General features: G+C 60.9%; 20 protein-coding genes, 1 pseudogene and 2 riboswitches. Of the genes and pseudogenes, 11 read left to right on the top strand and 10 right to left on the bottom strand.

Features of this window, described 5'->3' with window-relative positions:
* From otnK to gcvP, 6 genes are all read left to right on the top strand, one after another.
* On the top strand, nt 1-1,134 hold a 1,134-nt coding region (gene otnK / locus B3F77_RS17450; RefSeq protein ID WP_293606179.1), incomplete at its 5' end, for a 3-oxo-tetronate kinase.
* On the top strand, nt 1,131-1,793 hold the full coding sequence (locus B3F77_RS17445; protein ID WP_293606178.1) for an aldolase: 663 nt from the start codon (nt 1,131-1,133) through the stop codon (nt 1,791-1,793). The genes otnK and B3F77_RS17445, both read left to right, overlap by 4 nt.
* Nucleotides 1,794-1,798: 5 nt before the next feature.
* Nucleotides 1,799-2,596 carry a 2-oxo-tetronate isomerase gene (gene otnI, locus B3F77_RS17440; protein ID WP_293606177.1) on the top strand — a complete coding sequence of 266 codons (798 nt, stop codon included), beginning with the start codon at nt 1,799-1,801 and terminating at the stop codon, nt 2,594-2,596.
* A gap of 241 nt (nt 2,597-2,837) precedes the next feature.
* A riboswitch (glycine riboswitch) is annotated at nt 2,838-2,942 on the top strand.
* A 22-nt stretch (nt 2,943-2,964) separates the two neighbouring features.
* A riboswitch (glycine riboswitch) is annotated at nt 2,965-3,066 on the top strand.
* 15 nt (nt 3,067-3,081) lie between these two features.
* The gene (gene gcvT / locus B3F77_RS17435; protein ID WP_293606176.1) at nt 3,082-4,281 is read left to right on the top strand and encodes a glycine cleavage system aminomethyltransferase GcvT; all 1,200 of its coding nucleotides are present in this window, start codon (nt 3,082-3,084) and stop codon (nt 4,279-4,281) included.
* A 64-nt stretch (nt 4,282-4,345) separates the two neighbouring features.
* Nucleotides 4,346-4,717, top strand: coding sequence for a glycine cleavage system protein GcvH (gene gcvH, locus B3F77_RS17430; protein WP_293606175.1), 372 nt, complete (start codon nt 4,346-4,348; stop codon nt 4,715-4,717).
* 47 nt (nt 4,718-4,764) lie between these two features.
* Nucleotides 4,765-7,659 carry an aminomethyl-transferring glycine dehydrogenase gene (gene gcvP / locus B3F77_RS17425; RefSeq protein ID WP_293606174.1) on the top strand — a complete coding sequence of 965 codons (2,895 nt, stop codon included), beginning with the start codon at nt 4,765-4,767 and terminating at the stop codon, nt 7,657-7,659.
* 386 nt (nt 7,660-8,045) lie between these two features.
* Here the strand turns inward: gcvP and B3F77_RS17420 are convergent, their stop codons facing one another.
* On the bottom strand, nt 8,046-9,143 hold the full coding sequence (locus tag B3F77_RS17420; protein WP_293606173.1) for an NAD(P)-dependent alcohol dehydrogenase: 1,098 nt from the start codon (nt 9,141-9,143) through the stop codon (nt 8,046-8,048).
* A 587-nt stretch (nt 9,144-9,730) separates the two neighbouring features.
* Between B3F77_RS17420 and B3F77_RS17415 the strand changes: the two genes are divergently transcribed.
* Complete coding sequence (locus B3F77_RS17415; protein ID WP_293606172.1) at nt 9,731-10,132, top strand: FKBP-type peptidyl-prolyl cis-trans isomerase; 402 nt, start codon at nt 9,731-9,733, stop codon at nt 10,130-10,132.
* A gap of 133 nt (nt 10,133-10,265) precedes the next feature.
* Here the strand turns inward: B3F77_RS17415 and arfB are convergent, their stop codons facing one another.
* The 7 genes and pseudogenes from arfB to B3F77_RS17380 all read right to left on the bottom strand — a co-directional run bounded on the left by arfB (nt 10,266) and on the right by B3F77_RS17380 (nt 15,261).
* A complete protein-coding gene (gene arfB, locus B3F77_RS17410) occupies nt 10,266-10,676 on the bottom strand; it encodes an alternative ribosome rescue aminoacyl-tRNA hydrolase ArfB (RefSeq protein WP_293606171.1) in 411 nt (136 codons plus the stop codon).
* 32 nt (nt 10,677-10,708) lie between these two features.
* Nucleotides 10,709-11,164, bottom strand: a complete 456-nt coding sequence (gene aroQ / locus B3F77_RS17405) for a type II 3-dehydroquinate dehydratase (RefSeq protein WP_293606170.1) — start codon at nt 11,162-11,164, stop codon at nt 10,709-10,711.
* Between the two features lie 92 nt (nt 11,165-11,256).
* Nucleotides 11,257-12,039 (bottom strand): alpha/beta fold hydrolase, encoded by a 783-nt coding sequence (locus B3F77_RS17400; protein ID WP_293606169.1) that lies wholly within the window; start codon nt 12,037-12,039, stop codon nt 11,257-11,259.
* A 51-nt stretch (nt 12,040-12,090) separates the two neighbouring features.
* Complete coding sequence (locus tag B3F77_RS17395) at nt 12,091-12,507, bottom strand: carboxymuconolactone decarboxylase family protein (protein WP_293606168.1); 417 nt, start codon at nt 12,505-12,507, stop codon at nt 12,091-12,093.
* A gap of 10 nt (nt 12,508-12,517) precedes the next feature.
* The gene (gene pcaB, locus B3F77_RS17390; RefSeq protein WP_293606167.1) at nt 12,518-13,723 is read right to left on the bottom strand and encodes a 3-carboxy-cis,cis-muconate cycloisomerase; all 1,206 of its coding nucleotides are present in this window, start codon (nt 13,721-13,723) and stop codon (nt 12,518-12,520) included.
* A gap of 103 nt (nt 13,724-13,826) precedes the next feature.
* A complete protein-coding gene (aroC, locus tag B3F77_RS17385) occupies nt 13,827-14,924 on the bottom strand; it encodes a chorismate synthase (RefSeq protein ID WP_293606166.1) in 1,098 nt (365 codons plus the stop codon).
* Between the two features lie 8 nt (nt 14,925-14,932).
* A pseudogene (locus B3F77_RS17380) lies at nt 14,933-15,261 on the bottom strand (CBS domain-containing protein).
* 225 nt (nt 15,262-15,486) lie between these two features.
* Between B3F77_RS17380 and B3F77_RS17375 the strand changes: the two are divergent.
* Both B3F77_RS17375 and B3F77_RS17370 read left to right on the top strand, forming a co-directional pair.
* Nucleotides 15,487-16,788, top strand: a complete 1,302-nt coding sequence (locus B3F77_RS17375) for an O-acetylhomoserine aminocarboxypropyltransferase (RefSeq protein WP_293606165.1) — start codon at nt 15,487-15,489, stop codon at nt 16,786-16,788.
* Between the two features lie 2 nt (nt 16,789-16,790).
* Nucleotides 16,791-17,609: an alpha/beta fold hydrolase gene (locus B3F77_RS17370; protein ID WP_293606164.1), complete on the top strand. Its 819-nt coding sequence runs from the start codon at nt 16,791-16,793 to the stop codon at nt 17,607-17,609.
* A 252-nt stretch (nt 17,610-17,861) separates the two neighbouring features.
* Here B3F77_RS17370 and B3F77_RS17365 read toward each other — a convergent pair whose 3' ends face one another.
* Complete coding sequence (locus tag B3F77_RS17365) at nt 17,862-18,260, bottom strand: thioredoxin family protein (RefSeq protein ID WP_293606163.1); 399 nt, start codon at nt 18,258-18,260, stop codon at nt 17,862-17,864.
* A gap of 83 nt (nt 18,261-18,343) precedes the next feature.
* Nucleotides 18,344-19,558, bottom strand: a complete 1,215-nt coding sequence (locus B3F77_RS17360) for a YihY family inner membrane protein (RefSeq protein WP_293606162.1) — start codon at nt 19,556-19,558, stop codon at nt 18,344-18,346.
* Nucleotides 19,559-19,591: 33 nt separating this feature from the next.
* On the opposite strand from B3F77_RS17360, the gene B3F77_RS17355 reads away from it, so the two are divergent.
* Nucleotides 19,592-19,987 (top strand): DUF2069 domain-containing protein, encoded by a 396-nt coding sequence (locus B3F77_RS17355; RefSeq protein ID WP_293606161.1) that lies wholly within the window; start codon nt 19,592-19,594, stop codon nt 19,985-19,987.
* Nucleotides 19,984-20,669: FAD-binding oxidoreductase (locus B3F77_RS17350; protein ID WP_293606160.1), on the top strand; the 686-nt coding region annotated here is incomplete at its 3' end. The genes B3F77_RS17355 and B3F77_RS17350, both read left to right, overlap by 4 nt.

Here is a 20,669-nt window from a genome sequence, read left to right as displayed (position 1 = left end):
GCGCTCAAGTCGCGCACCTTGCCGGCGGATGAAGCCATTGCGCAGTCGCTGGCTGCGCTGCGCTGGCTGCAAGCACAGGGCGCGCAGCAAATCTACTTCAAGTATTGCTCCACTTTTGACAGCACGTCGCAAGGCAATATCGGCCCGGTGGCTGAGGCGCTGCTGGATGCGCTGGCGAACGTTAAAGGGGGCGATTTCACCATCGCTACGCCCGCCTTTCCTGATAACCAGCGCACCGTATTCAAGGGTCACTTGTTTGTGGGTGACGTGCTGCTCAACGAGAGCGGCATGCAGAACCACCCGCTCACGCCCATGACGGACGCCAATCTGGTGCGCGTGCTGCAGGCGCAATGCCGCCGCAAGGTGGGTCTGATCGACTACAAGGTGGTGGCACAGGGTGAGGCTGCGATTCGCACGCGCATCGACCAGTTACGTGCGCAAGGTGTAGGCCTGGCCATCGTGGACGCCATCTCCAACGATGACCTGCTGCGCCTAGGCTCGGCGCTCAAGGGCATGCCGCTGGTGACTGGCGGCTCGGGCGTCGCGATTGGACTGCCTGCCAATTTTGGAATTGCGCACTCAAAGACTGCCAGCGCACTGCCCGCAGCCACTGGCTTGCAGGCGGTGTTGTCGGGCAGTTGCTCGTTGGCGACCAACCGGCAGGTGCTGGCCTTTATCCAGGCTGGACGTCCGGCGTTGGGTGTCGATGCCTTGCAGATCGCCGCCGGGATCGATGTGGCAACGCAGGCGCTGGCTTGGGCCGCGCCCCTGCTGAGCCAGGGGCCAGTGCTGATTTATTCGACAGCTGATTCCAATGCAGTCAAGTCGGTGCAAAGACAACTGGGCGTGGAAGAAGCCGGCGCCATGGTGGAGCGCACCCTGGCCGCGATCGCACGCGGTCTGGTGGCGCTTGGCGTGCGCCAGCTGGTGGTGGCTGGCGGAGAAACCTCGGGCGCCTGCGTGCAGGCTTTGAACATCACGCAAATGAAGATCGGCCCGCAAATTGATCCCGGTGTGCCATGGTGCCATGCCCAAACCACTGCCGCACCTGGCGAGGGCCTGCACCTGACGCTGAAGTCTGGCAACTTTGGCGCCGACGATTTTTTTAGCAAAGCCTTTACCATCCTGGCATGACTGAAACCGAAGCCCGCGAAGAAATCTGCCGTGTCGGCCGCAGCCTGTTCGAGCGCGGCTATGTGCATGCCACGGCCGGCAACATCAGCGTGCGATTGGATGATGGCTTCGTGATCACGCCGACCGACGCATGTCTGGGCTCTCTTGATCCGGCCCGGCTGGCCCGGCTGGACGTCAACGCGCAACAGCTCAACGGTGATCGTGCTAGTAAAACAATAGCGCTTCACACCTATATCTACAGGGCTACAAGCCAATTTCATCCTCAAACCCGCTGCGTCATCCACACCCACAGCACACACTGCGTGGCGCTGACACTGAGGGCTTGTGGCGAGGAACTGCTGCCCGCCGTGACGCCCTACTTTGTGATGAAGGTCGGCCACGTGCCCCTGATTGCCTACCACCGTCCCGGCGCGCCCGAGGCGGCGCAGCTGGTGGCGCAGGCTATTTCGCGCTATGGCGAGGCCGGCACACCGATCCGCGCCGTCATGCTGGAGCGGCTGGGGCCCAATGTGTGGCACGACTCGCCTGCCGCTGCCATGGCCACGCTCGAAGAACTCGAAGAAACCGCCCGGTTGGTGAGTCTCAGTCCATCTGCGCCTGAGCCGCTGACCGAAACCCAAATCAACGAACTGCGCCAAAGCTTCGGCGCCCACTGGTGAACCCTATGCCTCAATTTGCTGCCAACTTGTCCATGCTCTACCCCGAGCTCGATTTTCTTGACCGTTTTGCCGCCGCTGCACAAGACGGCTTCAAGGCGGTCGAATACCTTTTTCCCTATGCCTATGAGAGCCGCGAAATCGCGGCGCGCCTCAAGGCCCATGGCTTGCAGCAGGTGTTGTTCAATGCGCCGCCCGGCGATTGGGAGGGTGGCGAGCGTGGTCTGGCCTGTCTGCCCGGGCGTGAAGCGGAGTTCCGCGCTGGTATTGGCCAGGCACTCGATTACGCAGCCGCACTGGACTGCCCGCGCATTCATGTGATGGCCGGGCTGCAGCCCTCGGGCACTGAGCGCGAGACCTTGTACCCTAGCTACCTCAAGCAACTGCGCTGGGCCGCGCTAGAGGCCGCCCGGCAGGGTGTCGATGTGCTGATCGAACCGATCAACACGCGCGACATCCCGGGCTTTTTCCTGAACCGCCAGGACCAGGCGCACGAGGTCGTCGCAGCCGTGGGCGCACCCAACCTCAAGGTGCAGATGGACCTCTACCACTGCCAGATTGTGGAGGGTGATGTGGCGATGAAACTGCGCCACTACCTGCCGACCGGCAATGTCGGCCATATCCAGATTGCGGGCGTGCCGCAGCGAAACGAGCCCGATCTGGGTGAGCTGAATTACCCCTACCTGTTTTCCGTGCTGGACGAGTTGGGCTATGCCGGTTGGGTAGGTTGCGAGTACCGGCCCCGGACCGGGATGCAAGCTGGCGGTACTTCAGCCGGTCTGGGCTGGCTCAAGCCCTACCTGTAACGCGTGCGTTCAGTGCGCAACGCACCCTGCTGTCATGTTCTTCAACAGCAGGCTTCGAGTGATGCCCAATGGAAACTCCCACTGAATGACGCGAAGAGCCAGGCAATTTGGCATGGATTTTATCAAGCGACGAGCGGGTGATGAGCTGATGCCTGATGGTGCTGACCTACGTGCCGCAACTGTCGCTGGCCTTGCGCGATCTGGTGTACGCCAAGTAAAAGGCAGGCGCGCTTGGGCTACACTTCTTTGGTCAGGAGAGAGTTTTCACTTCGAAAACCGCCGAAGGCGCATGTGGCACGCTTAAATGGTGCACTGAACGCTCAGGCAAAAGGACTGGCAACCGTTTTTCAGCAAGCACTTGCTGAAAAACGTTCCCTACTGGAGAGAGGTCGTTTTCAAAGCGGCCCACCGAAGGAGCAAACCTGCATCGCCAGGTGAATCTCTCAGGTAAAGTGGACAGCAGGGGCAGCGCATGACCATTGGTCATGGATTCATGTTTGCCCCCGGAGAATGCCGTGTCCGATACATCTTCCAACGCCTCTTCTGCTACCCCAGAAAATCTTCTCAAAACACCGTTGCATAATTTGCATGTCGAGCTCGGTGCGCGCATGGTGCCGTTTGCGGGCTATTCCATGCCGGTGCAATACCCGGCGGGCCTGATGGCAGAGCACCACCACACACGCAACGCCGCCGGCCTGTTTGACGTGTCCCACATGGGCCAATTGCGCCTGGTAGGCCTTGATTCGGCGGCCGCACTCGAAACCCTGATCCCCGTTGATGTCATCGACCTGCCCGTCGGCAAGCAGCGCTATGGCCTGCTGCTCAATGACGACGGCGGCATCATCGACGACCTGATGTTTTTCAACCGCGATTACGCCCATGGTGGCGACCTGTTCGTCATCGTCAACGGCGCCTGCAAGGTGGGCGACATCGCCCATATCCAGAAAAAAATCGGCGCCCGCTGCGAAGTCATTCCCATGCCCGAGATGGCGCTCATGGCGCTGCAGGGGCCGCAGGCCGTCACCGCGCTGCAGCGTCTGGCGCCGGGGGTTGAAAAGCTGGTGTTCATGACAGGCGGGCGTTTCACGGTTGCGGGCTGCGAGTGTTTCGTCACCCGCAGCGGCTACACCGGTGAAGACGGTTTCGAAATTTCGGTGCACGCGTCGCAGGCCGACACGCTGGCTAGAGCCCTGCTGGCACAACCTGAAGTCAAACCGGTCGGCCTGGGTGCCCGCAACTCGCTTCGCCTGGAGGCGGGCCTGTGCCTGTATGGCAACGACATCGACACCGGCACCACACCGGTGGAAGCGAGTCTCAATTGGGCCATTCAAAAAGTCCGGCGCACCGGTGGCGCGCGGGCCGGCGGTTTCCCAGGCGCCGAAAAAATTCTTGCCCAACTGGCCAACCCGGCCGCCGCCGTCAAGAGAAAACGCGTGGGCCTCGTGGCGCTGGAACGCATTCCCGTGCGCGACCACAGCGCGCTGCAAAGCACGGACGGTGCGCCGATGGGTGAAGTGACTAGCGGTTTGCTCGGCCCCACCATCAACACGCCGGTAGCCATGGGCTATGTGAGCCCGGAATTTGCCGCCATCGGCACCCGTGTCAATGCCATAGTGCGTGGCAAACCGGTTCCCATGGAAGTGTCGGTCATGCCTTTTGTGCCTAACCACTACTACCGCGGCTGAGTTTATCCTTGCCTCTTTTGTCTTTAACTGTTGATTTTTTCTAACTGAACTTCTGGAGAACTCCATGACTGTCAAATACACCGAAGACCACGAATGGATCAAGATCGAAGGCGACACAGCCACCGTCGGTATCACCATTCATGCACAAGACGCCCTGGGCGACGTGGTGTTTGTGGATCTGCCCGCTGTGGGCGGCGACTTCGCCCAAAAGGAAGCCGTCGCCGTGGTGGAGTCGGTCAAGGCCGCTGCAGACGTGTACATGCCGGTCGGCGGCGAAGTGATTGAAGTCAACGAGGCCCTGCGCGATGACCCGTCGTTGGCCAATAGCGACCCGCTGGGCGCCGGATGGTTCTTCAAAATCAAAATGTCTGACCCGTCCCAGCTGGATGCCCTGATGGATGAGACGAGCTACACGACTTTTTCTGCCCACCCCTGATCTGGAAATATCCGAATAGTCGCCAACGCCTGACACGAGACCCACCTATGTTGATGCAATCCGCCAAGCCGCTGGGCGAGCTTGAAAACCCTTCCGAATTCATTGCGCGCCACATCGGCATTGATGCGCGGGACGAAGCCCATATGCTCAGCGTGGTGGGCGCGGCCTCGCTCCGGGCGCTGATCGACGGGATTGTTCCGCGCTCCATCGCGCGCCGCAGTGCCATGGTCATTCCGCCACCCGTCACGGAGGCAGCGGCGCTCAAGCAGCTCAAGGCGATTGCCGGCAAAAACCAGGTCTTCAAAAGCTTTATCGGCCAAGGCTACTACGGCACCTACCTGCCAGGCGTCATCTTGCGCAACATCCTTGAAAACCCCGCCTGGTACACCGCGTACACGCCCTACCAGCCCGAGATTTCACAGGGCCGTCTGGAGGCGCTGATCAACTTCCAGACCATGGTGTGCGACCTGACCGGCATGCCCATTGCCAACGCCTCCATGCTCGACGAAGCCACGGCCGCCGCCGAGGCCATGACGCTGGCCAAGCGCAGCGTGAAAAGCAAAAACAATGTCTTCATCGTGGCCGGCGACTGCCATCCCCAAACGATTGAAGTGATCCAGACCCGCGCCAAACCGCTGGGCATTGAGGTCAAGGTCAGCAGCGCTTCCGTCACCGTGCAGCAGCTCATGGCCGAGGGCCATTACTTTGGCATGCTGGCGCAATACCCGGCCACCACCGGCAGCATTCATGACCTGCGGCCGCTGGTCGGCCAGGCGCACGCCGATGGCGCAGTCTTGTGCGTTGCCGCCGATCTGCTGGCGCTGACGCTGCTTACGCCCCCTGGCGAGTGGGATGCCGACATCGTGCTGGGCAGCACGCAGCGTTTCGGCATGCCCATGGGCAACGGCGGCCCGCATGCCGCCTACATGGCCTGCCGCGACGAGTTCAAGCGCTCCCTGCCGGGGCGCCTTGTCGGCGTGAGCGTCGATACCCACGGCAACCCGACCTATCGCCTCGCCCTGCAAACGCGCGAGCAGCACATTCGCCGCGAAAAAGCCACGTCCAATATCTGTACCGCGCAGGTGCTGCCCGCCGTGATTGCCAGCATGTATGCGGTGTACCACGGCCCGCAGGGCCTCAGGCGCATTGCAGAGCGCATCGCCGCTTACACTGCGATATTTGTGCGCGGCCTGAAGGAACTGGGCTACGAAATCACCAGCACGGGGGCTTTTGACTCCGTCATGGTCAAGACCGGTGACGCTACTAATTTGATAGCTGAACGCTCCCGTCAGGCGGGGGCTAACCTTAGATTTTTCTTAAAAAATCACCTGGGCGTGTCGCTGGACGAAACCACCAGCCGCAGAGACATTGAAATGCTCTGGTCCTTCTTTGCCCAGCCTGGCCAAACCGTGCCGGTCGTCAGCGCCTTCGAAAAGGGCATCGAGTCCCTGATTCCGGCCGACTTGCGCCGCACCAGCGAATTCCTGATGCATCCGGTGTTCAACACCCACCACTCCGAAACCGGCATGCTGCGCTATATCCGCATGCTCGGCGACAAGGACCTGGCACTGGACCGCAGCATGATTCCTCTGGGCAGCTGCACCATGAAGCTCAACGCAACCAGCGAGATGATCCCCATCACCTGGCCCGAGTTTGCCAACATTCACCCCTTCGCGCCACCGGAGCAGTTGCAGGGCTACGCCGAGCTCGACCAGCAATTGCGCGACTGGCTGTGCCAGGCCACCGGTTATGCCGGCATCAGCCTGCAACCCAATGCCGGCTCGCAGGGCGAGTACACCGGCATGCTGGTCATCAGGGCCTTCCATGAAGCGAACGGCCAGGGTCACCGCAATATCTGCCTGATTCCCTCGTCTGCGCATGGCACCAACCCGGCCAGCGCGCACATGGCTGGCATGACCGTGGTCGTCACCGCCTGCGACGCGCAGGGCAACGTGGACATGGCCGACCTCAAGGCCAAGTGCGAGCAGCACGCGACCAACCTGGCCGCAGTGATGATTACCTACCCCAGCACGCACGGCGTGTTTGAACGCCAAGTAAAAGAACTCTGCCAGCTGGTGCATTCGCACGGCGGGCGTGTCTATGTGGACGGCGCCAACATGAACGCGCTGGTCGGCGTCGCCGCGCCGGGCGAATTTGGCGGTGATGTGAGCCACCTCAACCTGCACAAGACCTTCTGCATTCCGCATGGCGGCGGCGGACCCGGCGTCGGCCCGGTATGTGTGGTGAAAGACCTCGTGCCCTACCTGCCTGGCCATGCCACCGCAGGTATTCCGGTCAACGGTGTCGGTGCAGTGTCAGCAGCACCATTGGGTAACGCAGGCGTGCTGCCGATCAGCTGGATGTACTGCCGCATGATGGGCCCCGAAGGCCTGAAGCAGGCCACCGAGGTCGCCATCTTGAGCGCCAACTACATCAGCGCACGACTCAGAGACCATTACCCGACCCTCTATGCCAGTGAAAACGGCCATGTGGCGCACGAGTGCATTCTGGACTTGCGTCCACTGAAAGAAACCAGTGGCGTCAGCGCAGAAGATGTCGCCAAGCGACTGATGGACTATGGCTTTCATGCGCCGACGCTGAGCTTTCCCGTGCCCGGCACACTGATGGTTGAGTCCACCGAAAGCGAAACCCTGGCCGAGCTGGAGCGCTTCATCAACGCCATGATCGCCATCCGTGAAGAGATACGCAAAGTTGAAGACGGTCAATGGCCGCAAGACAACAACCCGCTCAAGCACGCGCCGCACACCGCAGCCAGCCTGATGGGTGCCGACTGGGACCGCCCTTATTCGCGTGAAACCGGCGCTTTTCCGGTGGCCGCGCTCAAGCAGGTCAAATACTGGCCGCCGGTGGGCCGGGTTGACAATGTCTATGGCGACCGCAACTTGTTTTGCAGCTGCGTGCCCGTCAGCGACTACGCCTAAGGAAGCCGCCGCGCCGGGCTGCTGCAGGCCGGTCGCGGATTCATTTCGCTATTGATTTCATAGCTTTCTGCGCCCGATCCAAAAGGGCTGGAGGCTGATTTTATTTTAAATCAAGGCGTTGGCATGGGATGGTAGTTGTCGGTCCATTGCAGATGGTCAAAAGGTGTGCGGCCGAATGTCCGCGATAGACTGGTTGCGGCTATAGCATTTTGAAAACTACCTGCCAGATAGCCGACGTTGAGTGCTACGACTTGACTGGCATGATCGATACGACGGGTTTTATGTTGGCTTCGCAGTTACAGCGAAACATCAAAAAAAGAAACCCCGCCAAAGCGGGGCATCTGATTCATTTTCAGGTCAGCGAATGTACGCTGTTCCTCCCAGCTTTACGGCTTAATAGCGATCTTGAGCACACCATCACGCTGGTGGGCGAACAGGTCGTAAGCCGCGACGATGTCTTCTAGCTTGTACGAGTGGGTCACCAAAACACCAAGGTCGACCCGGCCGGAAGCAACCACATTGAGCAGGCGACGCATGCGCTCCTTGCCGCCCGGGCACAGCGCTGTATTGATCCTGTGGTCACCGAGTCCGGCGGCAAAAGCGGAAAGCGGTATTTTCAAGTCGCTGGAATACACCCCCAAGCTCGATAGGGTGCCACCGGGCTTGAGCACACGCAGCGCCGACTCAAATGTAGCCTGTGTGCCCAGCGCTTCAATTGCCGAATCCGCGCCGCGCCCATTGGTGATCTTCATGATTTCAGCGACCACGTCGCAGTTCTTGAAGTTCAGGGTTAAATCCGCGCCCATTTTCTTGGAAATACCCAGACGGTGATCGTTGCCGTCGACGGTAATGATGGTGCTGGCACCGAGTAAACGAGCCCCAGCGGTGGCACACAAACCAATCGGACCTTGGGCAAAGATCACCACTGTGTCACCAATTCTGATGTTGGCGTTTTCAGCGCCCTTAAAACCGGTAGACATGATGTCCGGGCACATCAGTACCTGTTCATCGGTCAAACCATCCGGAATGGGCGCCAGATTGCCCTGTGCGTCAGGAACCAGCACATACTCAGCCTGCGTGCCGTCAATCAGATTGCCAAAGCGCCAACCTGCGGTAGCTTTTAAGCCGTGGCAACCACAAAGTCCGGAAGGAACAAGGTAGCTACCGTCCTGTGATGGCGCTCCATCCTGCGCTGAATAGGAGTTGAAATTGGGGCAAATTGCGCCAGCAATGACGCGCTGGCCTTCTTTGTAACCCTGAACAGCACTGCCCAGTTTTTCTATTACGCCAACAGGCTCATGTCCAATGGTCAGACCCTTGGCTACAGGGTACTCACCCTTAAGAATATGAATATCGGTCCCGCAAATGGTGGTGGTTGTGATGCGGATCAACGCATCGTTGGGGCCCACGTCGGGGATTCGCTTGTCAACAATTTCAATGCGTCCGGGTTCTACAAACACTGCGGCTTTCATCATGCTAGACATATTTGCTCCTTTGATAGTGAATGGGACTTCGAGCATGGCCCCTAAAGGAATTTTCGAAGCATATTCAGTGTATCAGGGTAAACCCTTATTTTTTGGAGATCAATAGACTGATCGTGAAAGAATGAATCCGTTTCAAACACTGAACTCTCCTTGTGAAAGACTGACTCTTCCTCCGCTACGTTGACAGTAAGCATCAGCTCTCTCTTGCCGCCAAGGTTAGCAATGGACACGATGCCGAAACCACGAACGGCTTCAGACTGGAGAGCAATGGGCAATCATGAAGCTGTCGGTCGCGAGAGTCAGCAACCGCTGCTTTGCGGGCATCCAAATAGGTGGCATCGACAGACCGGTTTGAACACTCTTCAGTCAATCAATCACAACACCACCAATTCGACCAAGAAATAAGGAAAATAGACCTCTAGCCCAGGCAGGACGGGCGCAATGAGCTACTTATTCAATAGCATTTCCAGCCCTGCAGCAGGGCAGATTGAGTCAGCAAGCACCAGCCGGAGATAATTGAACCGGACAGCTTCAACCGCGCTCACCTTCCATCCCGCAACCCACAACCCGCAGTCAAAATGAAAACCATGAAATCAGTTCTTGCCCTGCTCGCCATCGCCACCTTGGCATCCAGCGCTTTAGCAGCAGCCCCCACCGAAACACTGCCCTCGGGCGTAAAGATTGTTCACACCGTCGACGGCACCGGCCCAAAGCCCACGGCGTCGGACACCGTCAAGGTGCATTACCGCGGAACCCTCGCCGATGGCAAGGAATTTGACAGCTCTTACAAGCGCGGCAGCCCCGCCACCTTCCCGCTCAACCGGGTGGTGCCATGCTGGACGGAAGGCCTGCAAAAAATCAAGGTCGGCGGCAAGGCCACGCTGACCTGCCCGCCCGCCACTGCGTATGGCGAGCGAGGCGCCGGCAATGCGGTACCCCCCAACGCCACGCTGACGTTTGAAGTCGAACTGCTGGCCATTGAGAAGTAAACGGCGGCAGGAGCCAGGCGCTGCAGCAGGGCTGATATTGCTATTAATTTAATAGCTAATTACGCCCGTCATATATGGGCTACAGCCTTAAAATCCTTAAGAAATCACTATTCCGGCCTTGCCGGGTCCAGGCTCAGTCATCCACCTTGCCACGCAGGCTTTTGATGCTTGAGCGCTGGCTTTTACTCTCCAGGCGGCGCTGCCTGGAACCATAGCTTGGCTTGGTGGCGCGCCGGGGTTTGGGGGGGCTGGAAACACTGTCTACCACTTCCTGCAAGCGCGCCATGGCGTCGGCACGGTTCATCTCCTGCGTGCGATGCTGTTGAGCCTTCAGGACCAGCACGCCTTCCTGGGTGATGCGGCTGTCAGGGAGTGCCAGCAGGCGGGCCTTGATCTCATCGGGCAGCGACGAAGCCGCGATGTCAAAGCGCAGATGCACCGCGCTGGAGACCTTGTTGACGTTTTGCCCGCCCGCACCCTGCGCCCGGATGGCGCTGAACTCGACCTCGCGCTCATCGACCGGAAACTTCGGAGGTGCAGGCATGCGTCAGCGCCGGAAAGGGTTCATCTGGCCCATCAGGCAGGCTGGGCCAGCTCGGCAAGGCCCGCGATGGCCAGGGCATAGCCTTTGACGCCAAACCCGACCATCACGGCTTTTGCGGCCGGTGAGATGTAGGAATGGTGACGGAAAGCCTCGCGCGCATGCACGTTGCTGATGTGCAGCTCAATCAGCGTCACCCCTGCCCCTTTGATGGCGTCATGCAGGGCCACGCTGGTGTGCGTGTAGGCACCGGCATTGAGCACCACGCCCGCCAGCGTGCCGGCCGCCTGGGCACGTCCGGCCTCGTGAATCGCGTCAATCAGCACGCCCTCGTGGTTGCTCTGGCGAAAGTCCAGCTTGAAGCCATGCGCCGCGCAGGCCTTGGCGCACAGGGCCTCCACATCGGCCAGGGTTTGCGAGCCGTACACGGCAGGTTCACGCGTCCCCAGCAAATTGAGATTGGGACCATTGAGGACCAAGGCTGTTTTCATGACGCACGTCTTTCTGTTCAGTTGTGTCAATTATCAGGGCAACACCCCATTGCGGCCTGTACCCGCCACAGGCAAGCACCCTTGATCATCGCTTATGTCAACTCTGTGTAGAAAGTGTCGATTAGCCGGACAAACGCCTCGGGTTGCTCCACCGCACTGAGGTGAGCTGCCGCCAGCGTGCGCAACTGCGCGCCCGCGATGCTGTTGCAAATGGCCTGCGACATCGGCACCGGCGTGGCTTCATCACGCGTGCCGGCAATCACCAGCGCCGGGCAAAGGATGCGGCTGTTGCTGCTGCGAAAGTCGATGCCTGCGACCGCCTCGCAACTGGCGGCATAAGCGGCCGCATCGGTTTTTTCCAGCTGCTGGCGCAGAGCTGCCACGCGCGCTGCGCCGCCCGCGGTTTCATCGGCCCTGAACTCAGGCGTGAACCAGCGCTGCATGGCGCCGTCGGCAATGGCAGCAACACCCTGCGCCAGCACGGTTTGGACGCGTGCCTGCCACAGGGCACGCGCCGCATCGTCGTACCAGCTGGCCGCATTCGCAATGACTATGCTTTTGAGCAACTGCGGGTAGCGGGCAGCAAGTGCCTGCGCCACCATGCCGCCCATGCTCAGGCCGACAAAATGCACGGTACCGTCTGTCTGGGCGCTGATCAAGTTGGCAGCATCGTCTGCCAGCATCTCGATGGTGTAAGGCCCGGGTGGCGCTTCCGAGCACCCGTGACCCCGGTGGTCGTAACGCAGCACGGTATAGCGGTTTTTTAAAATGGCGGCCACGCCATCCCACATGCCGAGGTCGCAACCCAAAGCGTGGCTTAACACCACCAGCGGCCCCTGGCCCTCTTTAATCCAGTGCAAAACCGGTTTTTTCATGATTCACTTCCTCAAAACGATGCGCCCATAGTCCGGTAGACAGGCAGAACCTCAGGCCTTGGCGGGGAGCAGGCCTTTTTCACGCAGGATGTCGCCAGCCACCGAGAACGCGTGATTGGCAGCAGGCACGCCGCAGTAGATGGCTGCCTGCAGGATGACCTCCTTGATGTCTTCGGGCGTGAGCCGGGAATCCGGCGGGCCATCAAGGCCGGCGCGAACGTGCATGGCAAACTCTTCGTAGGCTTTCAGCGCGATCATGGTGGACAGCACCATCAGGCGCCGCGTCTTGTCCCCCAAAGCGGGACGCCCCCAGATTTCATTCCACGCGTAGCGCGTGATCAGGTCCTGAAATTCCCCGTTGAATGAATGGCTGTTGGCCAGGGATTTATCGACCCATGCATCACCCAGCACCCTGCGGCGGTTGACCATGCCCCTGTCGTAGTCATTCGTGGAGTCACTCATGCTCATGGCATCACTTTCATTCTGTTTGCTTGTTCAGCACAGTCAGTGCACTGACCTGCGTGTGTGTCAGTTCCGCAGCATGCTGGGCCAGGGCAGGGCTGAACCATTCGTCAGCGGCCTCTGGTGGCAGCGCAGCCCGCAGGTCGTCCAGGTTGGCACGCATGCGCTGGGTATCCACCTGCAGACCGGCGAGGGCCTGTGCCATCGCACGGGCAGAACCCTGCGCCGACATCAGCAGCCCGGGCCATTCAGCCAGCTCAGCCTGCCAATTTCCCAGCGCGCGCTCATGCTCTTGCGGCATGGTCGCCAGCAAGGCCGCGACACGTTGCGGTGCGCGCTGCGCTGCAGCCAGCGCCACCATGCAGGCCACCGGGTTGCGCTTGTGCGGCATGGCCGACGAACCGCCACGCCCTGGTTCGGACGGCTCGGCCAGTTCGCCCACTTCGTACTGGCCCATGAGCGAAATATCTTTGGCAATCTTCCCCAGGCTGCCCACCAGCAACCCCAGTTCACAACCCAGCGCCACCCATTCATCGCGCTGCGTGTGCCAGTTGAAGAGCGGCGTCTTGAGCTTCAGATCAGCGGCCATGAGTGCAATCACCTGCGGCCCCTTTCCCTTCATTTGAGCCAGCGTACCCACGGCGCCGCCCAGTTGCACGCTCAAGGCATTGCCGCTAGTGGCCTGCAGGCGTTGCCGGCTGCGTACCAGCGGCGCGGCCCAGCCTGCACATTTCAAACCAAAGCTGGTGACGGAGGCTGGCTGCATGAGCGTGCGTGCCAGCACAGGGTCGGCGGCATGGCGCTGGGCCAGTGCCAGCAGCGCAGCCACCGCCTTGTTGACATCGGCTTCAATCAGCCTCAGCGCGGTGCGTGTGACCAACACCAGCGCGGTATCGATCACATCCTGGCTGGTGCTGCCGAAGTGGACAAAGCCGGCGGCCTCCTTGTTGAAGAGGCCTACGGTTTCCCTGAGGCTCTTGACGAGCGGGATGGCGATGCTGCCGGCCCGTCCGCTTTCGCGCTCGATTTTGGCCACATCAAACAGCTCGACTTTGCAGGTGCCGATGATGGACTGAGCGGCGGCCTCCGGGATCAGGCCAACGCTGGCCTGCGCACGCGCCAATGAGGCCTCAAAGCGCAGCATGGCTTCCAGGAAGCTGCGCGCACTGAATGCCTCCAACATTTCGGGAGTGGACAGAAAGCTTTCAAAAATATTGCTCATGCGATATAGGGGTTCCGTAAATGAATCAACAGGCTGCTCAACGTCAGATCAATATTTCAGACCTATCTGTTCGGGCAGCGGACCGAAGCGCTGCAGCCTGAAATCAGCCGCGCGGACGCATGATGTCCGGTGTGCTGACCTTGACGTCGGCATTTTGGGCGCGCTGCCGCAGCGCGTGCTCCATCACTACCAGCGCCAGCATGGCCTCGGCAATCGGCGTTGCGCGAATGCCCACGCAGGGGTCATGGCGCCCCTTGGTCACCACCACCGCAGGCTGGCCCGTCACGTCAATCGACTGGCGCGGCGTGATGATGGAGCTCGTCGGCTTGATAGCAATGGACACTTCCAGGTCCTGCCCGGTACTGATGCCGCCCAGCACGCCACCGGCGTTGTTGGATTGGAAGCCTTCGGGCGACAGCGCATCGCCATGCGTGGTACCTCGCTGCATGACGCTGGCAAAACCAGCGCCAATTTCCACGCCCTTGACCGCGTTGATACCCATCATGGCAAACGCAATATCGGCATCGAGCTTGTCAAACAGCGGCTCGCCCAGGCCCACAGGCACACCCGAGGCCGTAACGCGGATGCGCGCGCCGCAAGAGTCGCCCGCCTTGCGCAATTTGTCCATATACGCCTCCAGTTTGGAGACATCTGCCACCGGGGCAAAAAACGGATTGTTGGTCACATGCGCCCAGGACTCGAACGGAATGGCCACATCGCCAATCTGCGTCATGCAGCCGCGAAAGACCGTGCCATATTTTTCAGCCAGCCACTTTTTGGCCACCGCGCCAGCCGCCACCATGGGCGCCGTCAGACGGGCTGAAGCCCTGCCCCCACCGCGCGGGTCGCGCAGGCCGTATTTGTGCAGGTAGGTGTAATCGGCATGACCGGGACGGAAGGTTTGCAGGATGTTGCCGTAATCCTTGCTGCGCTGGTCGGTGTTTTTGATCAGCAGGCAAATCGGCGTGCCGGTGGTCTTGCCTTGGTACACGCCAGACAGAATTTCAACCGCGTCGGGTTCGTTGCGCTGCGTGACGTGGCGGCTGGTGCCCGGACGGCGACGGTCCAGATCACCTTGAATATCGGCCTCGCTGAGCGACAGGCCAGGCGGGCAGCCGTCAATCACGCAGCCAATGGCCGGGCCGTGGGATTCACCAAAATTGGTGACTGCGAAGAGGTTTCCAAAAGTATTGCCGCTCATGGGTCGGATTATCCCAGAGCGCGCGGCTGATCCGCCTTCTTGGCGCCGTCTTCAGCCGGCCAGTCGCGGATGTACGCCTTGAGCATCTTGTTTTCAAAGTTCTGGCTGTCCACCACGGTCTTGGCGACATCGTAAAAGCTGATGACACCCATTATCATTTTCTGGCCCATCACGGGCATGTAGCGCGCGTGGCGGTCCAGTAATCACCATGTTCCATGACGACCAGCGACCCGATGTCCTTCTCGGCCATGATTTGGGTCGCCTTGATCAGCGGTTCATCAGGCTGAACTGTATACAGCGTGTTGCCCTTGACACGCAGGATGTCAGAAACCTTCATAGCATTCTCCTCGGTTGTTTTGCCAACTTGTTTTGTCAGGGTCCTGCCGCAACACGCTGCCAGGAGGCTCGATTCAAATTCGGTTCAAATATAGCCCACAATCCTCCGACCGGCTGTAACGATTTTCCCGTAACGATTTCCCATTCTGACCCGCCGCTCAGCCCTGGCAGCGGGGCATGTGCCGCCCTCGCCCGCTTCCGACTTTTTTGCACTGGAGACAAATTCATGCCCGGCTATTCAGACCCCGGTTTTGACACCTTGGCGCTGCACGCAGGCGCTGCACCGGACCCGGCCACCGGCGCGCGCGCTGTGCCGATTCACCTCACCACCTCCTTTGTCTTCGAGTCCAGCGACCACGCCGCCAGCCTTTTTAACCTGGAGCGTGCGGGCCATGTGTATTCGCGCATCAGCAACCCCACCAATGCGGTGCTGGAGCAGAGGGTGTCGGCGCTGGAAGGCGGCATAGGCGCGATTGCCACCGCCAGCGGGCAAGCCGCCCTGCACCTGAGCATTGCCACGCTGATGGGGGCCGGCTCGCACATCGTGGCCAGCACCGCGCTGTATGGCGGCAGTCAGAACCTGCTGCACTACACGCTGCGCCGCTTCGGCATCGAGACCACGTTCGTCAAACCCGGCGACCTGGACGGCTGGCGCGCCGCCGTGCAGCCCAACACCAAGCTTTTTTTCGGCGAAACCGTCGGTAATCCCGGCCTCGACGTGCTCGATATTCCAGCCGTATCCGGCATCGCCCACCAGGCGGGCGTGCCGCTGCTGGTCGATTCCACGCTGACCTCGCCCTGGCTGATCAAGCCTTTCGACCACGGCGCTGACCTGGTGTATCACTCGGCCACCAAGTTTTTAAGCGGCCATGGCACGGTGATAGGCGGCATCATCGTCGATGGCGGCAGTTTCGATTGGGACAAGTCAGGCAAATTTGCCGAGTTGACCGAGGCCTACGACGGCTTTCACAATATGGTGTTCAGCGAGGAAAGCACGGTGGGCGCTTTTTTGCTGCGCGCCCGGCGCGAGGGCCTGCGCGACTTCGGCGCCTGCATGAGCCCGCACACCGCCTGGCTGATTTTGCAAGGCATTGAAACCCTGCCGCTGCGCATGGCGCGCCACATGAGCAACACCGAAAAGGTGGTGAATTTTCTGGCCAGCCACGCCCTGGTTTCGCGCGTGGGCCACCCCATGCTGGAGTCGCACCCCAGCCATGCACTGGCTAAAAAGCTGCTGCCGCGCGGCGCGGGCTCGGTGTTCAGCTTCGACATCAAGGGCAAGCGCGCGCAGGGCAAGGCCTTCATTGAAACGCTCAAGGTGTTCAGCCATCTGGCCAACGTCGGCGACTGCCGCAGCCTGGTGATTCACCCGGCCAGCACCACCCACTTTCGCATGAGCGACGAAGCGCTGCTGGGCGCCGGCATCACGCAGGGTACCATCCGCCTGTCCATCGGCCTGGAAGACCCGGATGATCTGATCGATGACCTCAAGCGTGCCCTCAAGGCGGCAGAGAAAGCGGGAGCCTGAACATGGAACTGCTCGTCAACGGCCATAAAACCTACTGCTACACCGGCGGCAAACCCTTTGATGCCGCACAGCCCACCGTGGTCTTCATCCACGGCGTGCTCAACGACCACAGCGTCTGGATTTTGCAAAGCCGCTACCTCGCCCACCATGGATGGAATGTGCTCGCGGTAGACCTGCCGGGCCACTGCCGCAGCGAAGGCGAGGCGCCCTCCTCCGTGGAAGAAGCAGCTGATTTCATCGCCGCGCTGCTCGACTCAATCAGCGTGCAACGCGCCGCACTGGTAGGCCACAGCTGGGGCTCGCTGATTGCGCTCGAAGCCGCATCAAAGCTCAAAGACCGCGTGAGCCACCTCGTGCTGGTGGGCACCGCCTTCCCGATGAAGGTGTCGCAAGCGTTGTTAGATGCGTCACTCAACGAGCCGATGAAGGCACTGACCATGATCAACGTGTTTTCGCGCAGCACACTGGCCCCGCCGCCCTCAGCGCTAGGCCCAGGCACCTGGGTCTATGGCCTCAGCATGGCACTGGGCCGCCGCGTGCTGGCCAGCAACCCAAAGGTCAACGTGTTCCACCGCGGCTTCAAGGCCTGCGACAGCTATGCCAACGGCGAAACCGCTGTTCAGCAGATCACCTGCCCGGTGCTGTTCGTGCTCGGCGCGCAAGACCAGATGACGCCGCCCAAAGCCGCGCAAGGGCTCATCACCGCAGCACGCAACGCAGGCAAGGACGTGCAAGTCGCGAGCCTGGCGGTCGGTCACCACCAGATGAACGAGGCACCGGATGAGACGCTGTTTGCAATTCGGGACTTCCTGAAGACATAAGCACGTTCGTCATCGCGCCACCAGTGCGCGCGGCTTAGACCTCATGGATTCAGCCGACTCCTTTGCTTGGCGGGACTGAAGATCACGAAGGTCGTCGATCCACTGGACCAAAGCTCGCGCCGCAAAAATGGCCAAATTCGACCTCAGAGCCGCTATCAAAAACAGAGCTGCTTACGCCCGACTCACAAGCGCCAGAGGCCTGTTTGATGCTTGAAATTGACAAATTCCTGCGTGTTGAGGCATCCAACCCGCTCAGCAACCGGCGCTGACCCAGTGTTCAGGCGCCGCCTGCAAGGCTTGCAGCAGCAGCTGCGTGGCCGGCAAATGGGGTGTCGCCTGAAGGCTTGAGCGTTCCAGCGAGTTCAGCAGGCGCGACAGGGTTTCTGGATGGGGCGTCAGCGGACCGAAAAACCGCGTGCCCTGTGCGTCGGCAAGCAACACCGTGGGGAAGGTGTCGACCTCCAGATCACCGACCAGATCCGCCTGGTCTTCAATGTCCAGCCAGGCAAAGCGGCTCTTGGGATAGCGCGCCGCCATTTGCGCGAACACGCCCTGGTAGTCGCGGCACAGGCCGCACCAGTCCGCACACAGGCAGATGACCCAGCTACCGGGTTCAGGCGGATGAATGTCAGGTGCGGAAGGATGGGTCATGGCAAGGCGTTGAATTCAAGGGTGGACAGGATGCCGAACCACAGCGCATTGCCTATTATGCCCAAGCTGAAATACTTCCTTTTTTATAGCGCATCACGCAGGCGTATGGCGGGCCAGCGGGCTTTTTCCCATAAATTACTGACCGACTCCGCCTTGTCGAGCAGCAACTGCTGCATCAGCGGCTCCAGCAAGGTGGTGTCCGGGTCTGCCAGCAGCAGGTAGCGGGACTCGGCGTCGCCTTCCGCGTCCTTGAGCTGCCCTACCCAGTCGAGCGCCACCAGCGTTTCCAACACCGGCTCCAGCTGCAGCACATCGACCCAGAGCAGTTCCGCCAGCCGCGAGGCGCTCAGGCCTTTGCGGGCGGTGGTGCGGGCCTTGTCGAGCTGCTGCAGCACTTCAATGGCCAGCTGAAAATGCCAGCCATGGGCGCTGCTGCGGCGCGCCACGCCGGCCAGCAAACTGGGCAGGTAGGCGGCAATGACCGCGCCCATCAGCACAATGACCCAGGACACGTAAATCCACACCAGCAAGATCGGCAAGGTGGCGAACGCGCCATAGACCAGCGAGTAGGTTGGCACGGCGGCGAGGTAAAGGCTCAGGACTCTTTTGGCGATCTCTATGCCTGCGGCAACGAACAGACCGCCGGCCCAGGCGTGCGTCCACTTCACGAAGGTATTGGGCACGTAGCGGTACAGCGCCGCCATGCCGCCAGCCACCAGAAAGAACTGCACTCCGTCGAGCAGGAAGCGCAAGCTGACGGGCATGGCGCTCACCAAGCCGGTGGAGGCCGACAGCACATAAGACGTCAGCGCCAGGCTGGCCGCCAGCAGCAGCGGCCCCAGCGTAATGGCAGCCCAGTAAATCAGCACGCGCTGCGCCAGTGGACGCGGTTTCTTGACCCGCCAAATGCCGTTGAGGGTGTGATCTATCGTCAAAATCAGGGTGATCGCCGTGACCAGCAGCACTGCCAGGCCGGCAACGCCCAGCTTGCTGGCCTGCCGGCTGAACTGGGTCAAATAGCCCAGCACCTGCCGGGCAATGTTGTCGGGGATCAGGCTTTGCATCAGCCAGCCCTGCAGCGCGCCCTGCAACTTGGAAAACATCGGGAAGGCCGTAAAAACGGCCAGCGCCACGGTAAAGAAAGGCACCAGCGCAATCGAGGTGGTGAAGGTCAGGCTGCTGGCGGTCAGGCCCATGTGGTCTTCACGGAAACGGTCACGCAGGGTGGTGGCGGTGTGGCGCCACGGAAAATGGGAAAGCTCGGTGAACAACGCTTGCAGGGACTGCGGAATTTTCATCCCCGGTATCATGCCACTGACCAAATGCTAAACATGAACAAAGCAACCCAAATTGAAATGACGCGCTGGCTGGCCCTTGGCAGCCTGATCGGGCTGATTGTGCTGGGCCTGGCCTGGGAAATGTGGTTGGCGCCCATACGCCCGGGCGGCTCGCTGCTGGCCCTCAAGGTACTGCCGCTGTGCATTCCTTTGGCCGGCATCATGAAAAACCGCATGTACACCTACCGCTGGGTCAGCCTGCTGGTGTGGCTTTATTTCACCGAAGGTGCGGTGCGCGCCTATAGCGACAAAGTGCCGGGCAACTATCTGGCCATGATCGAGGTGGCGTTGTGCCTGACACTATTTACCGCCTGCGCCCTGCATGTCCGCCTGCGCCTGAAAAACGCCAAAAATACCTCAACCCCTCAACCCGAATCCCCAACATCGTGAGCACCCACAACCCATTGCTTGAAACCCTGCGCCAGATCGTCGGCGCCCCCAACGTCCTGACCGAAGGCGACCTGAGCGCCTGGGAGCAGGACTGGCGCAAACGCGAGCGTGGACGGGCGCTGGCGGTAGTGCGTCCGGGCTCGACGCACGAAGTCGCCGCCGTGGTGAAGGCCTGTGCCGCCGCCCGCGTCAGCATCGTGCCCCAGGGCGGCAACACCGGCATGGTGGTCGGATCGACCCCGGACGCCAGCGGCACCCAGATCGTGCTCAGCCTGCAGCGCATGAACAGCGTGCGAGTGCTGGATGCCGCCAACCTGACCATCACGGTTGACGCGGGCTGTGTGCTGCAAAACCTGCAAGAAGCTTGCGAAAAAGCCGGCTTCCTGTTTCCCCTGAGTCTGGCCTCCGAGGGCAGTTGCACCATCGGCGGCAACCTGGGCACCAACGCCGGCGGCACCCAGGTGGTCCGCTTCGGCAACACGCGCGATCTGTGCCTGGGACTCGAAGTCGTGACCGCGCAGGGCGAGGTGTGGAACGGCCTCTCCGGCCTGCGCAAGGACAACACCGGCTACGACCTGCGCGACCTGTTCATCGGCTCGGAGGGCACGCTGGGCGTCATCACCGCCGCCACCATGAAGCTCTACCCCCTGCCTGCGGCGCAGCTCACCGCCCTGGCCGCCGT

It is taken from the genome of Polaromonas sp. UBA4122, from assembly GCA_002381615.1.
In the GTDB taxonomy this organism is placed as follows: domain Bacteria; phylum Pseudomonadota; class Gammaproteobacteria; order Burkholderiales; family Burkholderiaceae_C; genus Polaromonas.
This window is presented reverse-complemented; position numbering and strand designations above follow the sequence as displayed.